Origin of the sequence: Nonomuraea sp. NEAU-A123, assembly GCF_018603905.1 — a bacterium.
Taxonomy (GTDB): Bacteria; Actinomycetota; Actinomycetes; order Streptosporangiales; family Streptosporangiaceae; genus Nonomuraea.
In genome coordinates this window covers 565,348-582,933 of the sequence record NZ_JAHFZZ010000005.1, presented here as the reverse complement: position 1 = coordinate 582,933, position 17,586 = coordinate 565,348, and the positions used below count along the sequence as shown (strand labels likewise).

Genomic DNA, 17,586 nt, shown 5'->3' with positions numbered 1-17,586 from the left:
ATCGATAATTGATTATCGTGTGATCATCGTCAAGAGAGAATCGATAATCGGTAGGATCGGCCTCATGACCGAAGAGCCCTCCAAGCTGCCGCGGCTCACGCTGGCGCGGCAGATCCGCGACTCGCTGGTCAGCAGGATCGTGTCCGGCCAGTTCCGGCCCGGCGAGCGGCTGGTGGAGACGCGGCTCGCGGCGACCTACGGCACCAGCCAGGCGCCCGTGCGCGAGGCGCTGCGCGAGCTGGAGGTCATGCGGCTGGTGGAGACCCAGCCGCGCCGCGGCACCTTCGTCCGGCCCTTCGTCCAGGAGACGCTGCGCGAGAGCTACGTCGTGCGGGCGGCGCTGGAGGAGACGGCGACCCGGCTCGCCCTGCTGGCCGGGACCGTGCCGGTGGAGGCGCTGCGGGCGGATGTGGCGGCGATGCGGGCCGCCGCCGAGAGCGGCGACGGCGAGGCGTCGGCGCGCGCCAGCGTGTCCTTCCACCGGCGCATCGTCGAGGCCGCGCACAACGAGCTGCTCAAGCTCTCCTGGGAGGGCCTGCAGATCGAGGCGCGCACGTCGGTCACGATGGTCGCCACCGAGGTCGACCTGCACGACATCGTGCGCGACCACGCCGAGTTGCTGGCCGCGATGGAGGACGGCGACCTGGAGACCGCGTGCCGGCAGGCCCGCGACCACCAGTGGCACTACGCCGACCTCCCGCACGACGCCCACGGCCGCACGCGCGACTCCGCCGCGGGCTGACCGGAGACGCCAAACGCCCAATGTGGGTGGGTTTCGGTATCTTGCGTACTTCAAGACCGACCGAAACCTGCGACAGAAGGGATGGCACGTGCTCGACGATGCCGGTCTCCAGGCGCTCCGCGATGCGGCGCGTCTATCTCCGGACAACCTTCCCCTCCGGCAGCATCTCGCCGGGCAACTCCTGGCCAAGGGGTACCTCGGCGAGGCAGAGGCCGAATACCGCGCCGCGCTCGTGCTCGCGCCCAAGGACGCGGACATCACGGCCGGGCTGGCGGAGGCATTCGTCCGGCAGAGCGCCCATGGCGCCGCGCTGGCCGCGCTCGAGCCGCTGCTGGCCTCGCCCGGCTACCCGCCCAAGCTGGGCGTGCTGGCGGCTCGGGCGCTGCTCGGGGAGGGGGACACGGCCGGGGCGGCCTACCGCTATCACGAGGCGGTCTCCCGTGATCCGTCCGTGGGCGACGCCGACCTCGCCGCCCGGCTGTCGGCCCCACCCGTGTCGCCGTACGGGGCACCGCCGGCGCCCTACCCCACACCGGCGCCCGCGTCGGCGGATCAGGCCAGTGCGGAGGTCGAGCGTTCCAAGCTCACCTTCGCGGAGGTGGCGGGCATGGAGGCGGTCAAGGAGTCGCTGCGGGTCAAGCTCCTGCTGCCGCTCCAGCAGCCGGAGCTGTTCGCCGCGTACGGCAAGCGCGCCGGTGGCGGGGTGCTGCTGTACGGCCCACCGGGTGCGGGCAAGACGCACCTGGCCAGGGCCGCCGCCGGAGAGCTCGGCGCGTCGTTCGTCAACGTCGGGCTGGCCGACATCCTGGACATGTACATCGGCTCCAGCGAGCGCAACCTGCGGGCCACGTTCGATCTGGCTCGCCGCAACCGGCCGTGCGTGCTGTTCTTCGACGAGGTCGACGCGCTGGCCGGCCGCCGCTCGGACATGCGCCAGGCGCACACGCGGCAGTTGGTCAACCAGTTCCTGGCCGAGCTCGACGGCGTGGACCAGAACGCCAACGAGGGCGTCCTGGTGCTGGCGGCCACGAACGCCCCCTGGTACGTGGACGTGGCCTTCCGTCGTCCCGGCCGGTTCGACCAGCCGGTGTTCGTACCGCCGCCCGACCCCGCGGCCCGCGCGGCCATCCTGCGCATCCTGTGCCGTGACAAACCCCTGGCCGAGATGGACTTCGACGCGGTCGCGCGGGTCACCGACCACTTCGTCGGAGCGGACCTGAAGGGTGTGGTGGACCGGGCGGTGGAGGTCAAGCTCCACCAGTCGATCAGCGCGGGCCGGCCCATCCCGCTGTCGACGCCGGACCTGCTGGCCGCGGCGCAGAGCGTACGGCCGACCGCGGTCCGCGAGTGGATGGCCACCGCGCGCAACTATGTGATGCACGCCAACGACTCCGGCGCCTGGGACGAGCTGATGCCCTGGGTCAAGGGCAAGTGGTGACCGTCGCCGACCCAGTGCAGCGGGCGCGGACGCTGCTGCAGCTACGCCGCCCGGCCGAGGCCGAACGGGAGCTGCGCGGCGCCCTCGCCCAGGAACCGCAGCACACCACCGCGCACTCCTTCCTGGCCCTCGCCCTGGTCCAGCAGGGCAACGTGGCCGAGGCGATCGCGGAGGCGCATGAGGCGGTACGGCTGGCGCCCGACCAGTGGTTCACGCACTACGTGGCCGGCCAGGTGCACCTGCGCGCCGGCCGGCCCGATGAGGCGCTGACCGCCGTCCACGCCTCCCTGGACCTGCAGCCCGAGTACGCGCCGACCTGGGAGCTGCTGGCCCGCGTCCACGTGTTCAAGGGCCAGTGGCCACAGGCGGCCGAGGCGGCCCGCCGCGGGCTGGCCGTCGATCCGCAGGAGTCCGACCTGGCCAGCCTGCTGGCGGTGGCCCTCACCGGGCTCGAGGAGGCGGAGCAGGCCACGGCCGCCGCCGCGCACGCCGTACAACTGGACCCGGAGAGCGCCACCGCGCACCTGGCGTACGGCCGTGCGGCGCTGGCCTTCGGCGATCCCCGGCGGGCGGCGGACGCCTTCCGCGAGGTGCTCCGTCTCGACCCCGGCTTCGACCAGGCCCGAGACCTCCTCGTCCTCGCGCTGAAGCAGCGCAATCCCCTCTACCGGCGACTCGCGCGGTTGCGGGGCAGGTTCCGCGGTGGGTGGCGGCTGGTGTTCCTGCTGCCCGCGGTCCCGCCCATCATCGTGGTCTTCATCCTCATCGCGGTACTGCACTGGGCGGCGTGGGTCGCCGAGGCCTGGACCACGCTGCGGCTGGCCCGCGCCAAGGCCACCCGGCTGCTCTTCGAGGGCGCCGAGTCCCGCGTGGCCGTCCTGTGCTGCGGCCTGGTGCCCGCGGGCGCGGCGCTGCTCGTCCTGGGCGTGGCGCTCGGCCAGGACGCGCTCGGCACCGCGGGCGTGGCCGTCATGGCCCTGGTCACCGCGCTCCAGGAAGCCGCGCACACGGGCTCGGCTCGCGGGCGCGCGCTCCTGTACGGCTGGACGGCCCTGCTCGTCCTGGCCATCGCCACATCGGTGATTCTCGGCTCGGCGGGCATGGCGCTGCTGGGCGTGTACGCCGGGCTGGCCACGATCTGGGTGGCGGCAGGCGTACGGCGGGCCCTCGGCCACGATGGCTAGTTCGCCGATATCACCACCGACGAAGCGCGGTAACCGAACGTTATGCAGTCCGGGTTCGGCACGGGCATGGAGGTCCCGGTGTCTGTCAGTTTCCCGGAGCGCGGATCGATGCTGAACAGGGTGACGGTGCTGCTCACTTGATTCGCCACGAGCATCCACCTGCCGCCGCGGTGGATCGTGAAGCTCCACGGCGACAGGCCGCCGCAGGGAATGCGCTGGACGAGCGTGAGCCGGCCGGTTCTCCGGTCGGCCGCGAACACGACGATGGTGTTCTCGCCGCGATTCGAGGTGTAGACGAAGCGGCCGTCGCGGCTCATCCCCAGCTCGGCCGCGCTCTTGGGGCCGGCGTACTCGGGTGAGTCGGTCGACAGGCTCTGGCCGGACGTGAGCTCTCCCTTCCTCGAGCTCCAGTCGAGAACCTGGAGGTCCGCTGTCAGCTCGTTCAGCAGGTAGAGGGTGCGGCCGTTGGGGTGGAACAGCAGGCGCCGCGGACCCGAGCCCGGGTTCGCCGCGTAGAAGCGCGGGCCGGTCGTCTCGTCGGCGGACAGAACGCGCGTCTCGCGGTTGAAGCGGTAGATGAACACGCGGTCCGCGCCGAAATCCGCGACCAGCGCGAACGTGCCGCTCGGATCCACGGCCACGTGATGCGGATGCGGGCCCGTTTGACGGGGGTGCGGGCCGGAGCCGGTGTCCACCACGGTGGACACCGGGGAGTCGAGCCCGCCGTCCTGCCGGATCGGCAGAGCCGCGACCAGGCCCGCCGCGAAGTTCGCCGCCAGAACAGTGCCCGAGGGCCGGTCCACTCCGATGTACGACAGGCCACCGGGCGTGCCCGCGCTGTCCGTCGTCACCCGGCCGATCAGATCGAGGGCGCCGCTCGCCCGGTCGATCCGGAACGCGGACACGGTGCCGCCGGGGTCGCCGCTGCCTACGTAGAGAACCGGCTTTGACGGGTGTTTCGCCTGCCAGCTCGCATTCACCTGCGCCACGACTCCGAACGGGGTCATGGTCGCGCCGTCGGGATCGAACCGGGCGCCGTTCACCTGGGTGCCCCGCCAGGTGCCGATGTAGAGGAGTGCCGGCGTCGTGCCGGCCGACGCGTCGGCGCGGTGCGCGCCGGTGAGCATCGGCACGGCCACGGACGCCGCCAGCGCGCCCAGCGCCGTTCTCCGGGATGGGCGCCAGGCGGATGCGACCGGCGAAGCCTCGGTTTCGGGGTGTTCTGAGTCCCACATTGTCGCGCTGACCTCTCTGCTCGCGAAGTACACCCGTCGAGGACCAGCCATGAGAACGCCGAACACCAACCACGTAATGCCACAGTCTGCGCCAGCCGCGGCAGATCGTCCAGAGCCAACGACATCGGAGCAGGTCAAGCGCCGATTGTTGGACAATCGGCCAAGACCATTGTGCTCGTGAGTCGACGCTGTTACGTTTCGTTCATCGCTTGTCGGACAATCTCTCAGCTCAGTGACAGGCGAGCGGATCGGCGTGCGAACGCCGGACACACCACCCACGCACGGCAACTTCCCTACCCGCCACTTTCGGCGGTCAAGGAGGCACGCGTTGTCGAACGACCCCCATCCGGACGCACTCCGCTTCGCGCACGTCACCCTGGAGTTCCCCGGTACCCACCGGCCGGCCATCGAGGACATATCTTTCCAGGTCGGGCGCGGCTCGTTCATCGCCGTGATCGGGCCCAGCGGGTGCGGCAAGAGCACCATCCTCAACCTGGCCGCGGGGCTGCTCTTCCCGACGCAGGGGGAGGTGCGTTTCAACGGCGAGCCGGTCACGGGGGTCAACTCCGAGGCCGCGTACGTCACCCAGCAGGCCAACCTGCTCCCCTGGCTGAGCGTGAAGGCCAACATCGGCCTGGCGCTGAAGTTCCGCAAGGTTGCGAAGGAGGAGCGGAACGCGAGGATCGACCACTGGATCAAGATGGTCGGCCTCACCGGGTTCGAGAACCACTTCCCCCGGGAGCTCTCCGGCGGCATGCAGAAACGCGTCGCCATCGCGCGAGCGCTGATCTACGAGCCGTCGATCGTGCTGATGGACGAGCCCTTCGGCCCGCTGGACGCCATCACCCGGCTCAGGCTCCAGCAGGAGCTGCTCAACCTCTGGCAAGAGCAGCACGGCACGCTCGTCTTCGTCACCCACGACCTCAACGAGGCGATCTACCTCGCCGACGAGGTCATCGTGATGTCCGACGGGCCGGGCACGATCCGCCGCGTCCTGCCCGTCCCGTTCGAGCGCCCTCGCCAGATCAGCTCGCTCGTCGAGTCACCGGAGTTCGCCGAGCTCTACAACGACCTCTGGAGCCTGTTCAGCTCCGAGACGCAGACCGCGGACGCCACAGCGTGAGGACCGGCCGAGCCGCCGAGTGAGGGCGACAGCATTGATATCGATCAAGGAAGAGATCGCCGTTCCGAGTCCCCCGGCCCACGTCTGGGAGGTCATCTCGAACCCCGCCGACGTCGTGTCCTGCATCAGCGGCGCCGAACTCGGGGCGGCCCACGACGACGGCTCGTTCGACGGGACGCTGGTCGTCAGGTTCGGCGCGGTACGCGTCAGATTCGCCGCCCGGGTCATCCTCGAACTGGCCGCGGACGAACGGGAGGGCCGCCTGTCGGCGCGCGGCCGGGACGGCCGGCGGGCCACCCGATTCGCCGCGGACGCCACGTTCCGGGTGGTGCCGGGCGACGGACCGGGCCGGGCGCGGGTGATCGTGAGCGGCGAGATCACCATCACCGGCAAGCTCGCCGCGCTGGTCGAGTCGGGCGCCGGAACCGTCATCACGCGGATGACGACGGAGTTCTCCGACCAACTGGTCCAGCGCTGCGCCGGCGTTGATCTCCACCCAGCAAGAGCAGTCGGAGGAGGCGGGCAGTGGCAATGCCCAGGCTGAACAGGGTGATCAGCGGCTTGGCGGCCGGAGGGCACGTCTTCGCGTCCTTCTCCGCGCCGGATCCGGCGGCCGCCGTCGAATTCAGCACCACCGGCTACGACGGCCTGGTCCTGGAGACCGAGCACAAGCCGTGGGACGTCATCGCCCTCCGGGACAGCCTGCAGTACCTGCTGAACCGGCGCCAGATCTTCGCCGCCGACAGCCTCGCGGCCCCGGTCACCCCCCTCGTACGGATCCCCGCCAACGGCGTGGAGAAATCTCAGTGGCACGCCAAACAGGCCCTCGACCTGGGCGCGTACGGCATCGTGTGGCCGCACGTCACCTCGGTGGAGGAGGCGTACAACGCGGTCGCGGCCTGCCGCTACCCGCGACTGCCCGGCGCCCCCCGATATGAACCCGCCGGGCTGCGCGGCGACAGCCCGGCCGCGGCGGCGCGCTACTGGGGCGTCTCCCCTCAGGAGTACTACGCCAGGAGCGACGTCTGGCCGCTCGACCCGGACGGCGAGATCCTCGTGGCCATCATGATCGAGGACCAGCGCGGCATCGAGAACCTGCCGGACATCCTCGACCAGGTCCCGGGCATCGGCCTGGTCCTGCCCGGCGAGGGCGACCTCAGCCAGGAGCTGGGGGTGCCCCGCCAGTACGACCACCCGCGCGTCATGGAGTCCAAGCGCCGCATCCTCGAGGTCTGCGCCGAACGCGGGGTCGCCGTCGGCCATCCCCACGTCACGGCCGACAACGTCAAGCAGGTGATCGAAGACGGCTACCGGTTCCTGATGACGGCCCCGGTGCGCTCGTACCCGGGCCTCGACCTGGGCCGCGCCCTGACCGGTCGAGTCTGACGAGGAGTTCTTTCATGATCATCGACTGTCACGGCCACTTCACCACCGCTCCGCCAGCGCTCGGCGAGTGGCGGGAACGGCAGATCCGGGCGTATGAGGATTCGGGCGAGCGCGTGTCGCCCGAGGAGCTGCGCATCTCCGACGACGAGATCAGGACCGCCATCGAGCAGGGCCAGCTCAAGCTGCAGCGAGAGCGCGGCACGGACCTCACGCTCTTCTCTCCCGGAGCCGGGAAGATGGCCCACCACTACGGCGACGATCGGACCAGCCTGGACTGGTCCCGGGTCAGCAACGACCTGGTCGCCCGCGTGTGCGCGCTGTTCCCCGGCAGGTTCGCCGGGGTGTGCCAACTCCCCCAGTCGCCGGGCGACGCCCTCGCCGCCTCGATCCGCAACAGCGTCGCCGAGCTGGAACGCTGCGTCGAAGAGCGGGGATTCGTCGGCTGCCTGCTCAACCCGGACCCCTCCGACGGCTTCTGGCAGGCGCCCCCGCTGACCGACCGGGTGTACTACCCGCTGTACGAGAAGCTGACCGAACTCGACGTGCCGGCGATGATCCACGTCGCGATGTCGCGGAACCCCGCCCTGCAGGGCACCTGCGCCCACTACCTCAACGGCGACACCGCGGCGTTCATGCAGCTGTGCCAGTCGGAGCTGTTCACGGACTTCCCCACGTTGAAGCTCATCCTGCCGCACGGCGGCGGCGCGGTCCCCTACCACTGGGGCCGGTACCGGGGCTTCATGCTGGACCAGGGCCGGCCGCCTCTGGAGGAGGCGGTGCTGCGCAACGTCTTCTTCGACACCTGCGTCTACCACCGGCGGGGGCTGGAACTGCTGGTGGACGTCATCCCTACGGCCAACGTGCTGTTCGCCTCGGAGATGATCGGCGCCGTCCGCGCCGTGGACCCCGAGACCGGACGGCGGTTCGACGACACCAAATACCTTCTCGACTCCATCGCGACCCTGGACGACACCGACCGTCAGGCGGTGTACGGCGGCAACGCGCTGCGCGTGTTCGGCCGGCTGGAGGGCGTGCTGAAAGGGGCCATGAAGTGAAGGTTTACGAGCTACTCGCCCAGGCGTTCGTCGCGGAGGGCACGAGCGACGTCTTCGGCATGATGGGCGACGCCAACATGCACTGGATGAACGCCCTCGCCCGGCGCGGCGTGCGGCTGTACGAGGTGCGGCACGAGGGCTCCGGCCTGGGCATGGCCGACGGGTGGGCGCGGACGGCCGGGCGGCCGGGCGTCGTGACCACGACCAGCGGGCCGGGCGTCGCCCAGCTCGCCACCTCGATGATCGTGGCCAGCCGGGCGCGCACCCCGCTGGTCGCCTTCTGCGGCGAGACGGCCTGGGGCGACCAGGGCGCCGTGCAGTACCTGGACCAGCGGCGGTTCGCCGCCGCGATCGAGTGCGGCTTCGTCCACGTGTCCCGGGCCGACCTGGCGGAGGAGGCCGTACAACGGGCCTTCTACCTCTCGCGCACCGAGTCCCGGCCGATCATGCTCAGCGCGCCGATCGACGTCCAGAAGCAGGAGTGCGAGGACGGCGACCAGTACGTTCCCTCCACCGACCTCATCCCGCGCGGGCGCTCGCTGCCCGACCCGGCGGCGATCGAGGCGGCCTGCGACATCATCCGCGCGAGCAAGCGCGTGGTCATCATCGCCGGCCGAGGGGCGCGGCGCGCGGAAGCCGGGGAGCAGATCCTGCGCCTGCAGGGGCGGACCGGCGCCCTGCTGGCCACCACCTTGCAGGCCAAGAACTGGCTGTGCGGCAGCACGGACTACCACGTGGGCATCGCCGGCCTGTACGGCGACAAGACGGCGATGGAGCTGCTGCAGGAGGCCGACTGCGTGATCGCGGTGGGCGCCAGCCTGAACCACTACACGATCGAGCACGGCTACCTGTTCCCGGACGCCCGCTACATCCAGATCGACACGGCTCCGCACATCGTCATGGGGAACGGCGCGGTGGCCGACTCCTACATCAGGGCCGACGCGGTCACCGCCCTCACCGAGCTGACCCGGGCGCTGGAGAGCCGGTCGGTCGCTCTGGAGGGCTTCCACACCACCGAGGTGCTGCACCGGCTGACCGCCCCACTGGCGACCCCCGCGGAGTTCCACGGCGAGCCGGGCCTCCTCGACCCGCGCGAGGTGATCCACGTCCTGGACGAGGAGATCCCCGGCGAGATCGGCCTGGTCCTGGGCAGCGGCCACCAGACCGACTTCGGCACCATGCTCTTCCAGCGCTCCCGCGAGGTCCTGTCGAACTACGGCATGTTCGGTGCCATCGGCCAGGCCCCGCTGCTGACCATCGGGTCGATCGTGGCCAACGGCAACAGGCCCGCCTTCGTGGTCGAGGGCGACGCCAGCTTCCTGATGCACCTGCCGGAATTCGAGACGGCCTGCCGGTACGACATCCCGATCCTGATCGTCGTGATGAACGACGAAGGTCTGGGAGCCGAGTACCACAAGGCCGGGGCCGCCGGTCTGGACCCGGAGCTCGCGGTGATCCCCACGCCGGAGCTGGGCCCGGTCGCGGTGGCGCTCGGCGGCGGCGGGGCAACGGTCCGGACCGCGGACCAGTTGCGCGCCGCCCTCGCGGAGTACGTGCGCGCCCCCCGCCCCACCGTGATCGACGTCCGGATCACCCGGAACATCGTCAGCATCCCCTACCGCCGGCTCCTGCACGGTGAGGACGTATGAGATGGCCACGCTGACGGTCCTGCTGGGCGACTACCCGCACACGCGTCCGCTCAAGGACGGGACGCTCACCGTTCCGGGGGTGGACTGCCGTTTCGCGAGTTCCGCTCCGCTGTACCCCGCCTTCGCCCGCATGGTGCGGGACCGGGAGTTCGACGTATGCGAACTGGCATTGGCGACATACCGCGCCGGCCTCAGCGCGTACGGATACACGCAGGTCATCGACCTGATGCACCTCAACCTGACCATCGGCGAGCTGCGCGGCGAACAGAACCTGCTCAACGAGTGGCTCTACTGGCTCAGCGTCTACGGATCGCCCGAGCAGGGCGCGTGGGGCTGGCAGCTCGACGGCCACCACGTCAACGTCAGCTACGTCTTCGTCGGCGACCAGATGACGCTCACGCCGACCTTCCTCGGCGCCGAGCCGGTGATCGCCGAGTCCGGCAAGTACGCCGGAACCAGCGCCTTCCGCCGCGAGGAGGCCGTCGGCCACCGACTGTTCACCAGCCTGACCGACGAGCAGCGGAAGCTCGCGGTGATCGCGGAGGAGCTGCCGCCCGACCTGTTCACCGGCGCCTTCCGCGACAACGTCGAGCTGAACTACGCGGGCCTGCCGCTGGGCGAGCTCACCGAGCCGCAGCGCGAGACCGCCGCCGACCTGATCGGCCTGTACGTGAACCGGGCCCGGGAGGATCACGCCCGGGTCCGGATGGACGAGGTCCGCGCCCACGAGGCGGAGACCTACTTCGCCTGGATCGGCGACCCGGGCCCCGAAGGGGTCTTCTACTACCGCGTCCACAGCCCGGTGATCCTCATCGAGTTCGAGCACCAGGCCGGTGTGATGTTCGACAACGACACGCCGTCGCGCCGGCACATCCACACCGTGATCCGTACGCCCAACGGCAATGACTACGGCATCGACCTGCTGCGCCGGCACCACGAGCGGTCCCACCGGTGACCGGCGGACCCGGGTGCGGTGCGGCGGCCCACGCCCATCAAGGAGGAGCGCGAGTGAAGGTGGTTCTGGGCCGCGACGATCTCGCGGCCGCCGCGGAGTCGGCCGTCCGCGAGACCGGCACGGAGGTGGAGCGGCTCGACGTGCGCCCGGTGAACAGGGCCGCGCGCGGCATGATCGCCGAGTCGTCGGCGGACCTCTGCGAGCTGCCGATCGTGACGCTGCTGCAGGCCGTGGCCCACGACAGGCCGCTGGTCCTGCTCCCGGTCACCACGCTCGGCCGCTTCCAGCACCAGACCCTGGTGACCTGCGGCGACCTGACCGTCGCGGAAATCGAAGGCCGCAGCGTGGGCATCCGCTCGTGGAGCCAGACCACCGGCGTCTGGGTGCGCGGCTTCCTCGCCGAGCAGTACGGGGTCGACCTGCGCGAGGTCGACTGGGTGGTGTACGAGGGCGGACACGTGGACGGGCAGCACGACCCGGCGTGGGTGCGCCGCGCGCCGGAGGGGGCCCGCCTGCAGGCGGACTTCCTCGAAGGCCGCCTCGACTTCGGGATCATGGGCAACGAACTGCCGTCGGACGACCGCGTCCGCACCGCCATCGCCGACCCCGCGCGGGTGGCCGCCGCCTGGTCCGAGGACAAGGGATTCGTCCCGGTCAACCATGTCGTGGGCGTCGGCGAGCAGGCCGCGCGCGAGCACTCGGCCGCCGTCTGCGCGGCGTACGACGCGATGCGGGACCTGCTCGCCGCCTCCCCCTCGGGCGGCCCGGTGGACCTGAACCCGGTGGGTTTCGAGGCGCTGCGCGGCCCGGTGACGCAGGTGGCGGCGTACGCGCTGGAGCAGGACGCGCTGCCGCGGCCGGTGGACTTCGACGAACTGGTCGCGCGCTCCTGCGCGGCCCTCGGGGTCCCGCCGTCACGCCTGGGGGGCTGACCCATGACATACACAACGCTCGGATCGGGAAGGCAGGGAATGGAGAAGCTCTCGGTGGCCCTCGGGGACTACCCGCAAGGGCAGGCGCTGCTGGACGGCGACGTCGAGGTGGACGGCTACCGGGTCGAGCCGGTGGCGGTCAGGCCGATCATCGCCGCCTACCGGCGGATGATCCGCGACCTCGAGTTCGACGTGTGCGAGCTGGCGCCGGTGTCCTACCTGATGGCGCTCCAGGAGGGAGTGCCGATCACCGGGATCCCGGTGTTCCTCAACCGGCGCTTCCACCACGAGGACATCCAGTGCGCCGCGCGCTCGGGCATCCGGGTGCCGCAGGACCTGGAGGGACGGCGGGTCGGGGTGCGCGCGTACTCGGTGAGCACCGGCGTGTGGGTGCGCGGCATGCTGGCCGAGGAGTACGGCGTCGCCCACGAGAAGATCACATGGGTGGTGGACGACGACGACCACATCGAGGGCCGCGCCCCCGCGAACGTCGAGCGGATCACCGACGGCCGCTCCCTGGGCGAACTCCTGCGCACCGGGGAGCTGGACGCCGCGCTCACCGGCAACGCCGGCACCGGGCGGGCGGGCCCGCCCCGGGCGAACTGGACCGCGGCCGGCACTCCGGCCCTCGACGAGGACAGCGGCGCCGAAGGCCCCTATCCGCTCTTCGCCGACACCGAGGTGCTCAGCGCCGACTGGTATCTGCGTACCGGGATCTATCCCCTCCACTCGGTGATCTCGATCCGCTCCGAGCTGGTCGAACGCGACCCCGACCTGCCGACGGCTCTGTACGCGGCGCTGGTCGACAGCAAGCGCCGGTACCTCGCCACCGACCCCGGCTGGTCCGGGCTCGCGCGGTTCGCCCGCCAGGCGCGGCAGATCGGCGGCGACCCCGTCCCCTACGGCATCGCGGCTAACGAGCCGAGCCTGCGCGCGCTCGTGCGGTACTCCCGGGACCAGGGCCTGCTCGGCCCGGACTTCCCCGAGCTGTTCGCGGCGGGCCGCTACCCGGACGCCTGAGCGTCCCCATGGAACAACGCAAAGGAGCTGGAACGTGGACGCGGTCGACACGCACTGCCACATCATCTCGGACGACCTGACCAGCTACCCGCGCTCGCCGATCGGCGGCAAACAGTCGGAATGGGCCGAATCCCGGCCGGTCACCGCCCACGGAATGGCGGACCGGATGGACGAGACGGGCATCCGGCAGGCCGTGCTGGTGCAGGCCACCACGGCGTACGGTTACGACAACTCCTACGTCCTGGACAGCGCCCGGCAGCGGCCCGATCGCTTCGTGGCGGTGGGCACCTTCGACCCCCTGCGACCGGACGCCGCCACCCGCCTGGCGGAGGCGATCGACGGCGGCCTGGCCGGGGTGCGGCTGTTCACCCACGGGAGCACCGTGCCCGTCCAGGGCGAATGGTTCGCCGCGCCCGAGACGTTCGCGTTCTGGGAGAAGGCCGGGGAACTGGACGTTCCCGTCTGCCTGCAGATGCGTCTCGGGCCGGCCACCAAGCAGTTACGGGAGGTGCTGGAGAGGTTCCCCGGCGTGCGGGTGCTCCTCGACCACATCGGCTACCCCGGCATCGCCGCCTCACCCGCCGACGCCAGCGGCGAGGTGGCCGAGCTCGCCCGGCACCCGGGCCTGTACCTCAAGCTCACCCACCGCAACCTGGAGCGGCTGCGGGAGGCCGGCAAGGAGGCCGCGGGCTTCCTGGAGCCGGTGATCGAGGCGTTCGGCGCCGGCCGGATCGCCTGGGGGTCGAACTGCCCGGCCGCGGAGCAGTCGCTGCCGGAGCTGCTGCTGCTCGCCGAGGAGGTCCTCGCGCACCTGCCCGATGGGGACCGGGAGGAGATCTTCGCAGGTACGGCGCGGCGACTGTATCCGGCCCTGGCGCAGGTCGAAGTCAGCGGGACGGGTTGAGCTCGGACATACTCCCGGATCAGTCGTCATCTCTCTTCTGGGACACAGGTGATCATGATGGATGTCAGCGACCACGTCGTGGAACCCGACAAGACCTCGCAGACCCGGCACAACCAGGCGTACGAAGGGCTCCGCTCGCTGCTGCTGTCGGGCAGCCTCGCGCCGGGCACCCGGCTCACCGAGGCGGAGCTGACCACGATGTTCAACGTCTCGCGCAGCACCATGCGGTCGGTGCTGGTCCGGCTGACCCAGGAGGGTTACGTCACCAGCGAGGTCAACCGCGGGGTGCGTACGCGCAGCTTCTCGGCCGAGGAAGCGCTGGACATCCTGGAGGCCCGCGAGGTGCTGGAGTCGGCTCTGGCGGGCAAGGCCGCGGAGCGGGCCACCGAGGAGGAGATCCACGAGCTGCGCGGCACGCTGGAGGCGATGGAGGACTGCAAGCGGCGCGGGGACCAGGCCGGGTACTCGCGGGGCAACCGCGAATTCCATCAGCAGGTGAAGGCGGCCGCCCACCAGCACACCCTGGCCCGGGCCTACGAAACCCTGCTCTACCCGCTGGTCATGCGCCAGTACCGCAACCTGTCCGCGCAGCACCCGAGGAGCGGGTCGCTGGAGGAGCACCAGGCGATCCTGCTGGCCATCGTCACCCGCAACCCGGACGCGGCGGTGGCCGCGATGCGCCACCACGTCGCCTCCGCCCGGCGGGCGCTGCTGCTGCGGACGGCCGATTGACAGGTCGCGTCGCACGACCAGGAAGGACAAACCCCCATGCGCCACCCAGTGCACACCGAGTCGGGGCTGGTGGAGGGTGTACCGGGGCGGGACCCCTCGGTCACCGTCTTCCTGGGCGTGCCCTACGCCGCTCCCCCGGTCGGGCAGTCGCGGTGGAGATCGCCGTGGCCGGCGCCGCCCTGGCCCGGGGTACGCCGGGCCGAGACCTTCGGCCCGATGTGCCCGCAGGCACCGAACGGCGAGGCGACCGGCGTCGGCCTGGCGATGAGCGAGGACTGCTGGTCGTGATCACCTTCAACTACCGGCTGGGCGCCCTCGGATTCCTGGCCACACCCGAGCTGAGCGCGGAGTCCGAGCACCGCGCCTCGGGCAACTACGGACTGCTCGACTGCGTCGCGGTCCTGGGGTGGGTACGGCGCAACATCTCCGGCTTCGGCGGCGATCCCGGCCGGGTGACGATCGCCGGGCAGTCCGCCGGAGCCCGACGCCGAACTCGCGGGCGCCCGATACGCCCGGGAACGCGGCGCGCCGTCGCCGGCCCTGCTGCGGTCGCTGCCCTGGCAGCGGCTGGTGGACGGGGACGACGCCGTGGACGCCGCGGTCGAGACCGGCGGCCCGGCCAAGCCTCCGCTGTTCCGCCCGGTCGTGGACGGCCGGGTGATCCCCGCAGGCTACGAGGAAACGTACGCCAAGGGGCTGCAGAACGCCGTCCGCTACATCGCGGGCAGCAACCTCGACGAGAGTGGCGCGGTCCCCGAGAGCATGTTCACCGCCTACCGCGCGGCTCGGACGAAGACCTGGCGGCCGGGCATGCCCCCGGTCCACGTGACCCTGGACGACTACGTCGCCGCGGCGCGGCGCAGGTTCGGCGCGCTGGCCGGGGAGTTCCTGCGGCTGTATCCGGCGGGCACGGACGACGAGGCGGCCCGGGCGCACTGCGCGTCGGTGCGCGACAACGCCCGCGTCTCCACCTTCCTCTGGGCGGCGGACTGGACCAGGCAGGTCCGCCGCCCTGTCTACACCTACTTCTGGACTCACGCCTCGCCGGCGCGGGGCCAGAATCCCCGGCGGGCCTCACACGGCTCGGAGATCGAGTTCGTGTTCGGCAACCTCGACGGCGATCCGGACGGCGGCGGTGCCGAGTGGACCGGCGACGACCGCCGCGGATCCCGCCCGGCTCAAGTTCTGGAAGCGCTTCTTCGGTACGGAGGAAGCATGGTGACAGGAGATGACATGGGACACCACGTCACGGACGGCGGCGTCGTCGGCAGCCGCACATCGGTGACCCGCGGGCGCTTACGGGCCGTCGCGCTCGCGACCGTCCTGGCCCTCGGCGCCGCGCTGACGGCCGCGTGCGGCGACTCCGGGTCCGCCCAGGGCGGCGGCCTGACCGCGGTCATGGTCGGCAGCGGCGAGAGCATCTTCGACCTGCCGCTGAGGGTGGCGCAGGCCAAGGGCTACTTCCAGAAGCAGGGGCTCAAGGTCACGTTCGTCTCGACGAACGCCTCGACCGGCCCGGCCGCCCTCGAGTCCGGCTCCGTGCAGTTCCTCAACTCCAGCCCGACCGGCTTCCTGTCCGCCCTGGCCAAGGGCCTCCCGCAGGTCGCCATCGCCGCGGACGGCCTCGGCAACCCGCTCGGCATCGTCGTCAGCAAGAAGTTCGCCGATGCCAATAAGCTGTCCGGCTCCACCCCGGTGGAGCAGGTGGCCAAGGCGCTGGGCACCTCCATCGGCGGCGCCAGCTCGGCCAACACCAAGGCCCAGGCAAGCACGTTCCTCAAGACCCGCGGCGTCGATCCCGCCAAGGTGAAGTGGGTGTCGCTGCCCAGCCCGGCCGCGAACAAGGCCGCGCTCAACAGCGGCCAGATCGACTGGTTCATCACCTCCGAACCGACGCCGCTGTCCATCGAGCACGCCGGGGAGGGCGTCGTTGTCGCCGACCCGCTGCGGGCCCCCGAGTGGTCGCCCGAGCAGTCTGGATACGGCGAGCTCGTGGTGGTGCGCAAGGACTACCTCGAGAAGAACCCCGAGATCGCCAAGAAGTTCGTCGGCGCGGTCCAGGAGGCCACCGCGTACATGAACACCCACCTCCACGACGCCGACCTGCTGAACCTCACGTCGAAGGAGATGTCAGGCATCCCGGTCCCGGTGATCGAGGCCAGCCTCCAGCACGCCGGCTGGCCGGCGAGCGCCGCGATGGACGACGCGATCTGGGCGAAGACCCTGGGCTTCGTCAACGGGCTCGGCGTGCTCTCCAAGGTGATGACCGTCACCGCGAACGACTGGACCAACACGTACGTGCCGACCAGCGGCGGAGCATGAGCCGGCCGCCGCGGACGGAAAGGAGCGCGACATGGTGGCTGCCGGTGACAGACCGGTGCGGAAAAAGACCGAGGTCGCCGTCGCGACCAGGCGAAAGAGCGACCGATGGCAGAGCCAGGCCACCCTGGTGGGGCTGCGCATCGCCGTGATCGCGATCGCCCTGGCCCTCTGGCAGGCCCTCAGCGGCCCGGTCCTGCCCGAGTACGCCGTCAGCAAGCCCACCGAGGTGGCGGGGGCCCTGGTGAAGATGCTCGGTTCGGCGTCCGGGTGGGCCGACATCAGGGCGACGGTGATCGAGGTGGTGGCCGGGTTCTCCATGGGCGTCGTGCTCGGCGCTCTGATGGGCCTGCTGCTGGGCTCCTTCTCGCTGGCGGGACGGGTGCTGGAGCCCCTCGTCGCGGCCTTCAACGGCATCCCCAAGATCGCGCTCGCGCCGCTGTTCCTGCTGTTCTTCGGCATCGGCGCCTGGTCGAAGATCACGATCGCGATGATCGGGCCGGCCTTCGTGATGTTCTACAACATCTACCTCGGCCTGCGCCTGCGGGAGCGTGAACTGGTCGAGGTCGTCCAGGTGATGGGCGGCCGCCGGCACCACCTGCTCGCGTACGTGACGATCCCCACGCTGGCGGCGCCGTTCTTCGCCGCGCTCAAGACCGGCGGGCCGCTGGCCATCCTCGGCGTCATCGGCGCCGAGTTCATCGCCTCCACCGAAGGGCTCGGCCATGGGCTGTTCACCTCCGCGATGAACCTGGACGCGGCCACCGAATTCGCCGGCCTGATCGTCCTGGTCACGATGACGCTCATCCTGAACGGCGTGCTGACCTGGCTCGACACGCTCGCCCTCAAACGTCTCGGCCTCACCACCCGCAAGCGCCCGGCGGCCGAGCACGCCTGACCCGTCCTCCCACC

Annotated in this window: 16 protein-coding genes and 1 pseudogene; 16 read left to right on the top strand and 1 reads right to left on the bottom strand. The window is 71.0% G+C overall.

The genetic code is table 11. The features are described 5' to 3' along the window. Positions 1 to 64: 64 nt before the first annotated feature. From KLK06_RS18455 to KLK06_RS18445, 3 genes are all read left to right on the top strand, one after another. Positions 65 to 742 (top strand): GntR family transcriptional regulator, encoded by a 678-nt coding sequence (locus KLK06_RS18455; protein ID WP_214636703.1) that lies wholly within the window; start codon positions 65 to 67, stop codon positions 740 to 742. Between the two features lie 88 nt (positions 743 to 830). Beyond that, positions 831 to 2,180 carry an ATP-binding protein gene (locus KLK06_RS62350; RefSeq protein WP_214636702.1) on the top strand — a complete coding sequence of 450 codons (1,350 nt, stop codon included), beginning with the start codon at positions 831 to 833 and terminating at the stop codon, positions 2,178 to 2,180. Continuing rightward, on the top strand, positions 2,177 to 3,364 hold the full coding sequence (locus KLK06_RS18445) for a tetratricopeptide repeat protein (protein WP_214636701.1): 1,188 nt from the start codon (positions 2,177 to 2,179) through the stop codon (positions 3,362 to 3,364). Before KLK06_RS62350 ends, KLK06_RS18445 begins: the two co-directional genes overlap by 4 nt. Here the strand turns inward: KLK06_RS18445 and KLK06_RS18440 are convergent. Further along, positions 3,361 to 4,599, bottom strand: a complete 1,239-nt coding sequence (locus KLK06_RS18440) for a lactonase family protein (protein WP_214636700.1) — start codon at positions 4,597 to 4,599, stop codon at positions 3,361 to 3,363. The two genes, KLK06_RS18445 and KLK06_RS18440, sit on opposite strands and share 4 nt — an antisense overlap. 328 nt (positions 4,600 to 4,927) lie before the next feature. Between KLK06_RS18440 and KLK06_RS18435 the strand changes: the two genes are divergently transcribed. The 13 genes and pseudogenes from KLK06_RS18435 to KLK06_RS18375 all read left to right on the top strand — a co-directional run bounded on the left by KLK06_RS18435 (position 4,928) and on the right by KLK06_RS18375 (position 17,572). Next, positions 4,928 to 5,722 carry an ABC transporter ATP-binding protein gene (locus tag KLK06_RS18435; protein ID WP_214636699.1) on the top strand — a complete coding sequence of 265 codons (795 nt, stop codon included), beginning with the start codon at positions 4,928 to 4,930 and terminating at the stop codon, positions 5,720 to 5,722. Positions 5,723 to 5,756: 34 nt separating this feature from the next. Then, a complete protein-coding gene (locus KLK06_RS18430) occupies positions 5,757 to 6,266 on the top strand; it encodes an SRPBCC domain-containing protein (RefSeq protein ID WP_214636698.1) in 510 nt (169 codons plus the stop codon). Then, positions 6,254 to 7,108, top strand: a complete 855-nt coding sequence (locus KLK06_RS18425) for an HpcH/HpaI aldolase/citrate lyase family protein (RefSeq protein WP_250905692.1) — start codon at positions 6,254 to 6,256, stop codon at positions 7,106 to 7,108. The genes KLK06_RS18430 and KLK06_RS18425 overlap by 13 nt, the downstream gene beginning before the upstream one ends. Positions 7,109 to 7,122: 14 nt before the next feature. Then, the gene (locus tag KLK06_RS18420) at positions 7,123 to 8,163 is read left to right on the top strand and encodes an amidohydrolase family protein (protein ID WP_214636696.1); all 1,041 of its coding nucleotides are present in this window, start codon (positions 7,123 to 7,125) and stop codon (positions 8,161 to 8,163) included. Continuing rightward, positions 8,160 to 9,812: a thiamine pyrophosphate-binding protein gene (locus KLK06_RS62345; protein WP_214636695.1), complete on the top strand. Its 1,653-nt coding sequence runs from the start codon at positions 8,160 to 8,162 to the stop codon at positions 9,810 to 9,812. The genes KLK06_RS18420 and KLK06_RS62345 overlap by 4 nt, the downstream gene beginning before the upstream one ends. 1 nt (position 9,813) lies before the next feature. Then, positions 9,814 to 10,767, top strand: coding sequence for a DUF3500 domain-containing protein (locus tag KLK06_RS18410; RefSeq protein WP_214636694.1), 954 nt, complete (start codon positions 9,814 to 9,816; stop codon positions 10,765 to 10,767). Between the two features lie 53 nt (positions 10,768 to 10,820). Continuing rightward, complete coding sequence (locus KLK06_RS18405; protein ID WP_214636693.1) at positions 10,821 to 11,699, top strand: hypothetical protein; 879 nt, start codon at positions 10,821 to 10,823, stop codon at positions 11,697 to 11,699. A gap of 39 nt (positions 11,700 to 11,738) precedes the next feature. Then, on the top strand, positions 11,739 to 12,719 hold the full coding sequence (locus KLK06_RS18400) for an ABC transporter substrate-binding protein (protein ID WP_214636692.1): 981 nt from the start codon (positions 11,739 to 11,741) through the stop codon (positions 12,717 to 12,719). A 34-nt stretch (positions 12,720 to 12,753) separates the two neighbouring features. Continuing rightward, on the top strand, positions 12,754 to 13,623 hold the full coding sequence (locus tag KLK06_RS18395; protein WP_214636691.1) for an amidohydrolase: 870 nt from the start codon (positions 12,754 to 12,756) through the stop codon (positions 13,621 to 13,623). 54 nt (positions 13,624 to 13,677) lie between these two features. Continuing rightward, positions 13,678 to 14,355, top strand: a complete 678-nt coding sequence (locus KLK06_RS18390; RefSeq protein ID WP_214636690.1) for a GntR family transcriptional regulator — start codon at positions 13,678 to 13,680, stop codon at positions 14,353 to 14,355. Between the two features lie 36 nt (positions 14,356 to 14,391). Further along, a pseudogene (locus KLK06_RS59945) lies at positions 14,392 to 14,777 on the top strand (carboxylesterase family protein); the annotation flags it as partial. A gap of 118 nt (positions 14,778 to 14,895) precedes the next feature. Further along, complete coding sequence (locus tag KLK06_RS18380; RefSeq protein WP_308168329.1) at positions 14,896 to 16,677, top strand: ABC transporter substrate-binding protein; 1,782 nt, start codon at positions 14,896 to 14,898, stop codon at positions 16,675 to 16,677. A gap of 31 nt (positions 16,678 to 16,708) precedes the next feature. Further along, positions 16,709 to 17,572 carry an ABC transporter permease gene (locus KLK06_RS18375; protein WP_214636688.1) on the top strand — a complete coding sequence of 288 codons (864 nt, stop codon included), beginning with the start codon at positions 16,709 to 16,711 and terminating at the stop codon, positions 17,570 to 17,572. The last annotated feature ends 14 nt before the right edge of the window (positions 17,573 to 17,586 follow it).